At 55.8% G+C, this 7,471-nt stretch carries 6 protein-coding genes; all 6 read right to left on the reverse strand.

The genetic code is table 11. The annotated features are described in order from the left end of the window. Positions 1-671 precede the first annotated feature (671 nt). On the reverse strand, positions 672-1,805 hold the full coding sequence (locus B3F77_RS14415) for an ABC transporter substrate-binding protein (protein WP_293605623.1): 1,134 nt from the start codon (positions 1,803-1,805) through the stop codon (positions 672-674). Between the two features lie 59 nt (positions 1,806-1,864). Beyond that, positions 1,865-2,803, reverse strand: a complete 939-nt coding sequence (locus tag B3F77_RS14420) for a 3-hydroxyacyl-CoA dehydrogenase (RefSeq protein ID WP_293605624.1) — start codon at positions 2,801-2,803, stop codon at positions 1,865-1,867. Positions 2,804-2,950: 147 nt separating this feature from the next. Next, the gene (locus B3F77_RS14425) at positions 2,951-3,688 is read right to left on the reverse strand and encodes an ABC transporter ATP-binding protein (protein ID WP_293605625.1); all 738 of its coding nucleotides are present in this window, start codon (positions 3,686-3,688) and stop codon (positions 2,951-2,953) included. After that, positions 3,675-5,489, reverse strand: coding sequence for a branched-chain amino acid ABC transporter ATP-binding protein/permease (locus B3F77_RS14430; protein ID WP_293605626.1), 1,815 nt, complete (start codon positions 5,487-5,489; stop codon positions 3,675-3,677). The genes B3F77_RS14425 and B3F77_RS14430 overlap by 14 nt, the downstream gene beginning before the upstream one ends. Beyond that, on the reverse strand, positions 5,486-6,367 hold the full coding sequence (locus B3F77_RS14435) for a branched-chain amino acid ABC transporter permease (RefSeq protein WP_293605627.1): 882 nt from the start codon (positions 6,365-6,367) through the stop codon (positions 5,486-5,488). Before B3F77_RS14435 ends, B3F77_RS14430 begins: the two co-directional genes overlap by 4 nt. Positions 6,368-6,518: 151 nt before the next feature. Beyond that, positions 6,519-7,292, reverse strand: a complete 774-nt coding sequence (locus B3F77_RS14440) for a FadR/GntR family transcriptional regulator (protein ID WP_293605628.1) — start codon at positions 7,290-7,292, stop codon at positions 6,519-6,521. Between the last annotated feature and the right edge of the window lie 179 nt (positions 7,293-7,471).

A 7,471-nucleotide genomic window follows, 5' to 3' on the forward strand; every position in this document is an offset into this window, starting at 1 on the left:
AAACTGCGGCGCCACGCCAGCTTCCATCTTTTCCCAAGGCAGTCGTGATGCCAAAACCGCCAGTGGATGGTTGTTGTCGATCATCTGTTCGAGCCGGCTGCGAAAGAAGTCGTCGGTCATTGGCTAGCCCTTCAGAATATCGTCAAAACTCTCAGTTTCTGAATCGATATTCTCCTGTTCCTGAGAGTTTTTCGCTACCGCATTTACCCGAAGAACCTAACATTCATGCGGGTTTCGGGGGATTTTGCAGGGCCGACTCAGTACATCAAGAAATACGATGTGTTACTGCCAACCAAATTTTGACTAGGCTTCCGGGATTTAATTGACCACCCCATTTGAGGCACAAAGTTACGACCAGCGCCCCGTTGTCGCTGGCAATGCCTGGTCAGTCGATCAACGGCAGGCTGGTCAAAGGCTCATCAGCGGTAACACCCAAGTCTTTCAGTTGTTTTTCAGTGCGCGCTCTTTCAGTCCCGAGGCCATCGCTTCGGCCGCCGCGGCGATATGCACGCCAGCCATCAGTGGTTGGTCATCTTCACCTTGGAACACTGCCCGGGCCGCTCTCCGAGACGGGAGAGCTTGCTGCTGATCGCCTTGACCGGTATTTGTCATACGGCGCAATTGGCACTTCGCTGGTGTCGCAGGACCCGGGCGAGCAGTTTCTCGCGTTATTATTTGGGCGTGAAATCAATGTGCTTCACGAATACGATGTTCCCCTTTTCATTCTTGACGATGTTATAGCCGTGCAACCCGTCGCCGTTCTGGTCAAACGTATAGGTGCCTTCGACGCCTTTGTAATCCTTGATGTTGTGAATGGCTTTCTTGACATCGACCGGCTTTGTGCTGTTGGCGTTCTTGATGGCCAGTGCGAGGATTTTTACAGCGTCATACGCCCAGGAAGAGTACAAATCCGGCTCAAGCTTGTACCTGGCCTTGTATTTCGTCGCGTAGGCTTGCGCTTCAGGGCTCGATTCAACCGCAAAGTCTGCAATCGAGAAAGTGCCGTATAGCGCATCGCCGGCCAGTTTCATTGCAGTATCGGTTGATATCGATGGCGAACCGACCCAGGCAACATTGACGCCAAGCTGTCGCAACTGCTTGGCGAAAATGCCCACGTCGGTCGAGTTGGCAATGTAAGTCGACACCACATCGGCGCCGGACTGCTTGATTGCCAGCACAATCGGTGTGAAGTCCTGCGAGTTGCTGGTAAATCCCTGCACCGTCACCGGCGTCACACCCATTCCCTTGAGCGTCTCAATCAGGTTGTCCTTGCCGCCGTTGCCAAAGGCATCGGTGGAATGCACGATCGCCCATTTTTTCAGTTTCAGCGTATTGACACCGTAGTCGGCGATGACCTTGGCGGAATAGCCGTCGTTAGGACGCGCTCGAAAGATCCAGGGATTGCCCGCATGGGTCAGGCGATAGTCGGTACCGCCAACCACCATCGGCAGGCCGACCTTCAGTACTATCGGAGAAACAGCCTGTATTTGCGTGCTGCGGACCGATCCGATAAGTGCTGTCATGTCGCCGCCGCTGGTAAGCTTCGACACGGTCAGCACGGATCCTGGGTTGGTACTCTGGTTGTCCTCGATGCGCAGCTCGAGTGGCCGGCCCAGCACCCCGCCAGCATTGTTGACCTCTTCCAGCGCCATCTTCGCGCCATTGATCTGGTAAATACCGGCTTCCGCATTCGGTCCGGTGCTCTCCGTCATCATTCCGACCTTGATTGAATCGACGGCTTGGGCTTGCAGTGAAACGGCGGCCAGCGCCGCAACGGCACAGAGTGAAGAAATTCTACTTTTCATACGTGTCTCCTTAAGAATATTTAGAAAAACCAATCTGATACGGATATTTCAAGATGCGTTCATTCACCCTCCTTTGCTGCATTGCGCTTATGCACAACCAGATCCATCAAACGCTGGTCGCGCCAGAGCTGGCGCGCGGGCCGCTCGCTCGCGGGCAATTTCTGAAGTCGTTCTTGCTCCAGCCTGTCGAGCAAGGCGTCATTCCATACGCGTGGCTCCGCTTGCTTGGCGATATCGAGGTAAAGCGGACCGTACCGCTCGCAATAATCCCGAATGCCGCCGGGCGCATTCAAATCGATCGTTTCGAATGGCCCCATGAACGCCCAACGCAGTCCCAGTCCATCCTTCACAGCCTTGTCCACGTCAGCGCTGTTGACGTAGCCGTCTTCCACCAAGCGAAACGCCTCGCTTAGTAGCGCGCCCTGCAGCCGATTGACGATAAAACCCTGGATCTCGCGCTGCACCATGATCGGCACTTGCCCAGCGCCTTCATATAGGGCGCGCGCCCGCTCCATGGTTGACTGATCGGTCCAGGGAGCCGGCACCAGTTCAACCAGCGGCACCAGCGAGGGTGGGTTAATGGGATGCCCGACCAGGCAGCGTGCGCGCCTCTTGAGGTCGGCGGTAAAGCTGGAAGCCGGTATGCCCGAGGTGGAACTGGCAAGTATCGTATCCGGAGCAGCAAGCCGGTCAAGTTCGGCAAATATTTCCTTTTTTGCCGCCACCGTCTCGCGCACGTTTTCCTGTACCAATCCTGCACCTCGCACCGCCTGCTCCAGTGTTGGGGCGGTGGTGATGCGCTGGAGCACTGTTTCAGGCTGCTCCGTGATCAAGCCAGCGACATAAAGCTTGGCGAGATTGGCGTTAATGGCAATGAGTGCCGACGTCATCACTTCGGGATTTACATCGTGCAGCACGACAGAATAACCGGCACGCGCAAATACCGTCGCCCATGCACTGCCGATGAGCCCCGCGCCGATAACCGCAATTTTCTCCATGGGTACTGTCTCCTTTACATTTCACTTTTTAAAAAATTAAATTGATATGGATATTTCATTACGCGTTTGTTTTTCTTGCTTTGCTGCATTGCGTTTATGCACCACCAAATCCATCAAACGCATGTTGCGCCAGCACTGGCGTTGAGCTCATACGACTTCGGCGTGTTTTCCTCCGCCCAAGTATGCGGCTCGGACTTCTTCATTGTTGAGTAGTTGAGCAGGCGTTCCTTCCACCGTCAGGTTGCCCGTCACCATTACATAGCCACGGTCAGCAACCGAAAGCGCCATATTTGCGTTCTGCTCCACCAGCAATACTGTCATACCTCGCGCGCGTATCTCGCGGATCGTTGCGAAAAGCTGTTGTACGATGATCGGCGCCAGCCCGAGCGAGGGTTCATCCAGCAAAAGCAGCTTCGGTTTGGACATCAAGCCGCGGGCGAAGGCGAGCATCTGTTGCTCGCCCCCTGAAAGGCTCCAGCCGAGCGCATTGGAAAGCCGTTTCAAGTCAGGAAATATTTCGTACATCTCTTCCACTTCCGACTCCATCTGCCGGCGGGGCAGATGGCCGCGCGCAGAGCTGCCGATCACGATGTTCTCTTTGACAGTGAGCCCTGGGAAGATGCGTCGTCCTTCGGGCACATGCGCTATGCCCAGCCGCACGATTTCCTCCGGCGATGTGCGGTTGATCGACTTGCCTTCGAATAAAATTTCCCCGCTCGTGACAGGAACGAGTCCGGAGATACTGCGCAAGGTGGTGCTTTTCCCCGCACCGTTCGCTCCGAGCAGAGTCACGATTTCGCCCCGCTCGACATGAAGCGAAATTCCTTTGAGTGCCTGTACGTTTCCGTAAGAACTCTGGATGTTACGAAGTTCAAGCAGCGGCATGAGAGGTGTCCCCTAGGTAGGCAGCAATGACGTCCGGATGGCGCAGCACGTATGACGGATCGCCTTCCGCGATTTTCTTCCCGAAATTGAGCACCGTGATCTTGTCCGAAACCTGCTCGATCAAGCCGATGTCATGTTCAATCAGAAAGACCGTCAGCCCGTGTCCCCTCAGCCGCTTCAGCAGGCCACCCAGCTCATTCTTCTCAGTCTGGTTCAGCCCGGCCGCCGGTTCATCCAACAACAGGAACTTGGGATGCCCCGCCAGGGCGCGTGCAATCTCCACCAACCGCTGATGGCCATAAGGCAGGTTCTGCACGATCACCTCGGCCTTGTCTGCCATGCCGACGAATTTCAACGCAGACAAGGCGCGTTCACGCAATGCCTTGCGCCCGGCCTCGATCGGATTATTCTCCCTTTGGGCGCCCACCATGACATTCTCGACCACCGACATCGCGGGAAACAGCCGGATATTTTGAAAGGTGCGCCCGATACCTAACCCTGCCCGTTCATGCGGCGATTTTTCGGTGATATCCACGCCATCGAAAACGATTTTTCCTGCTGTCGATTTGTAGATGCCGTTCAGGACGTTGAGCGTGGTCGTCTTGCCCGAGCCATTCGGACCAATCAAGGCATGCACCGTGCCGCGTGCCACTTCCAGGGTAATCCCGTTGACTGCTTTGACCCCGCCAAAGTATTTCTGGACATTCTCAAGTTTGAGTATCGGCGCCGGATCGGTAATTGGAATCTCCAGGTCGAGCGCCGCAATGTCGCTGACATCGATCGGCACCGGCTTCCTGTACTTGACCATCCGGGAACTGATCAGCCCCCAGATGCCGGTAGGCAGAAACACCATGATCAGAATGACCGCCAGACCATAGGCCGCCAGGTAAACTTCCTTCAGGAAGCGAAGCCATTCCGGCAGCAGGATAAGCAAGCTGGTGCCGAACGCACCGCCAAATGGGGATTGGGCGCCGCCCAGCAGAACCATCGTCAGAAACTCGATCGAGCGAGCAAAATTGAAATTGTCAGGGCTGATGTAGGCAAATCCCGCCGCAAAGAATGCCCCGCCTATGCCGGCCAAGGTTGCGCTAAGCGTAAAGGCGATGACCTTGACTCTCAGAGTATTCACGCCTGTCACTTCCGCAGCCAACTCGTTCTCCCGCACTGCACGCATGGCACGTCCCGTCCGCGTGTGCGGCAACCACCAGACGAAATAGATTGCGAGATACAGTACGACAGTGCACAGTAAAAGATAAGCCCGGTCGTCGGAAAGCACGTAGCCGAACAAGGATGGCCGTTCGATTCCGGAGATCCCATCCGGCCCGCCCGTAACACCGGCCCAATTCAGCAGGACAAGATCGAATATTTGCTGGAAGCTGATCGTGATCATGGCGAGATAATGGCCACCCAGCCGAAGCGTGGTAAGCCCAAGCACGAACCCCGCCACGGTCGCCACGCCGATGCCAAGCAGAAGCGTGATCCAGAAATTCAGTCCGAGCACGACCGTGCCTAGTCCGACTGCATAGGCGCCCAACCCGAAGAATGTCGCCTGGGCCAGGTTGATCTGTCCGGTATAGCCCAAAACCACGGTCATGCCGAGGACGGCAATCGAATACGTCACCGCCTGCATGAATATATTCAGCACATAAGGGCTGAGCTGAAAAAAGAACGGCACGAGCGCTACCAGAACCCCGAGCACGATTACTGCAGCGAGTGGTTTGAAAACACTTGCTTCGGAACCGGACCTTGCCGGTTTGCCGGGCACAGGCACTGGCTTGTTGAGAAAGGATAAGTCTTTCATGCTTTCTCCGAGATTTTTTCGCCGAAAATACCTTGGGGCCTGACCAGCAAAAAGATGAATAACAGCAGGAAGGCAAAGGCATCCTTGTACGGCACCGAAATATAGTACGCGCCAAAGCTCTCCACCACGCCGAGCAAGAGGCCGCCGACAATGGCCCCGGTCACATCGCCGAAGCCACCGATGATCGTCGCCGAGAACGCTTTCAGTGCAATGATCGAACCCATGCCGATCGATACGAAGAGTACCGGCGAGACAAGAATGCCGGCGACGCCGCCCAGGATCGCGCTGTAGATGAAGGTGAAAGCGATCATCCACGCCACGGGGATGCCAACCAGTCGCGCCATATCCTTGTCTTGCGAGGTCGCCTGCAGCTTCTTGCCCAATAAGGTGCGCTCGAAGAGAAAGTACTGAAAGGCGACCGCGACCGCGGTGACCGCCAGAATGACCAGATACTGCGTGTCCATGAACACGCCGCCCACTTCGATTCCTTGCGTCTTGAAGACCCTTTCCATCGGCTTTGGCTGGGGGCCAAAGAAATAAAGCACGCTGTTCTGCAGGAAGATCGATGCGCCAAGCGTGCTGATAATGACCGGCAAAAATGAGCGATGACGCAGCGGGTAATACACGCCGAGATTGAAGATCATGCCAATAATCCCCATCACCACCAGCGCGAGAAGGATGCTCAGCCAATAGGGAAGACCGGCTCCGAGGAAGGCTACCATCGCGAAACCGCCTAGCATGGCAAAGTCGCCCTGTGCGAAATTCACCACGTTGGTGGCGCGGATGATCAGGACGAATCCGAGCGCAACGAGGGCATATATTGCACCAAGCGCGAGCCCGGAAAACAATACTTGAAAATTAATTACAAAAAAATCCATCACCTCTTCTCCTCTACTAATCCGGGCTCCGCTATATTGTTCTGGGAACCCTGGCGGTTGCTATGCGACATGAAACTTATTTCGCGGCAAATGAAATGTTTTTGATAAAGACAATCCACCCTTTTTCGTTTTTGGACATATCGAATACCTGTTACTGAATTGATGAAGAACTTTTTTTCCCAACGGGCTGAGCAGCGGCCTGTTGGCGCGCCGGTGCATTGTCGGCGCTGCCCTGCGCAAGGCGGCGAGCCACGTTGAACATGTGGGTCTGCGCTGCCGCCCTGGCGGCTACCGCATCGCCGGCGCGGATCGCCGCGACGATGGATTCGTGCTCTTCCCGCACTTCCCGCATGAAATCGTCACGGCGCGCTTCGATCGAGCGCGTCACGCGGGTCGCCGCCTCAAGGAACTGGTTGAGGAATATGAGCGTCTTGAGCAAGAACGGATTGCCTGTCGCTTCCGCGATGCTTCGGTGAAATGCCACGTCAGCCAGTACGCCGTTACCGCCTGCCGTCATGTCGGCCGTAATCGCGGCCAGGGCTTGCCCGATCGCTTCCAAATGCTTAGGGGTCCGGCGCACCGCGACCAAGGCGGCCACTTCCGCCTCAATGGCGCGACGCAACTCGATGATTTGCATCACTGATTCGAGCGAAGTTGCGTCCTCCACTTTGATGCGTAGCGGCCGCAACTGGCTTTGTTCTGACACATAGACCCCGCTGCCCTGCTGCGAGTCGACCATGCCTTCATTCTTGAGGCGGGAAATCGCCTCTCGCACCACCGTCCGACTGACGCCGAACTGCTTGGACAGCTCCGGCTCGGTTGGCAGTTTGGTGCCGGGCGGCAATTCGCCTGACTCGATCTTTTGCAGCAAGTCGCGAGCCACCTTGTCGCTCAGTGAGAGGCCGGCCGATACTTTTTTAAACATCCCACCCTTTTTTTTAAATGGCTGCAGATCAAAAAATCAAAGGGAATTCACGGTGCCTGCTTTTTTTGAAACCACTGCCGCATTCCACTCGCCATAGCCGCCAATGGCAAGCGGCCGACGATCCGAATCGCTGCCAAGCCAGCGTTTTAGGGATTTAGGCAAGGTGCGCGACTTGAGCG

It is taken from the genome of Polaromonas sp. UBA4122 (assembly GCA_002381615.1).
Taxonomy (GTDB): domain Bacteria; phylum Pseudomonadota; class Gammaproteobacteria; order Burkholderiales; family Burkholderiaceae_C; genus Polaromonas.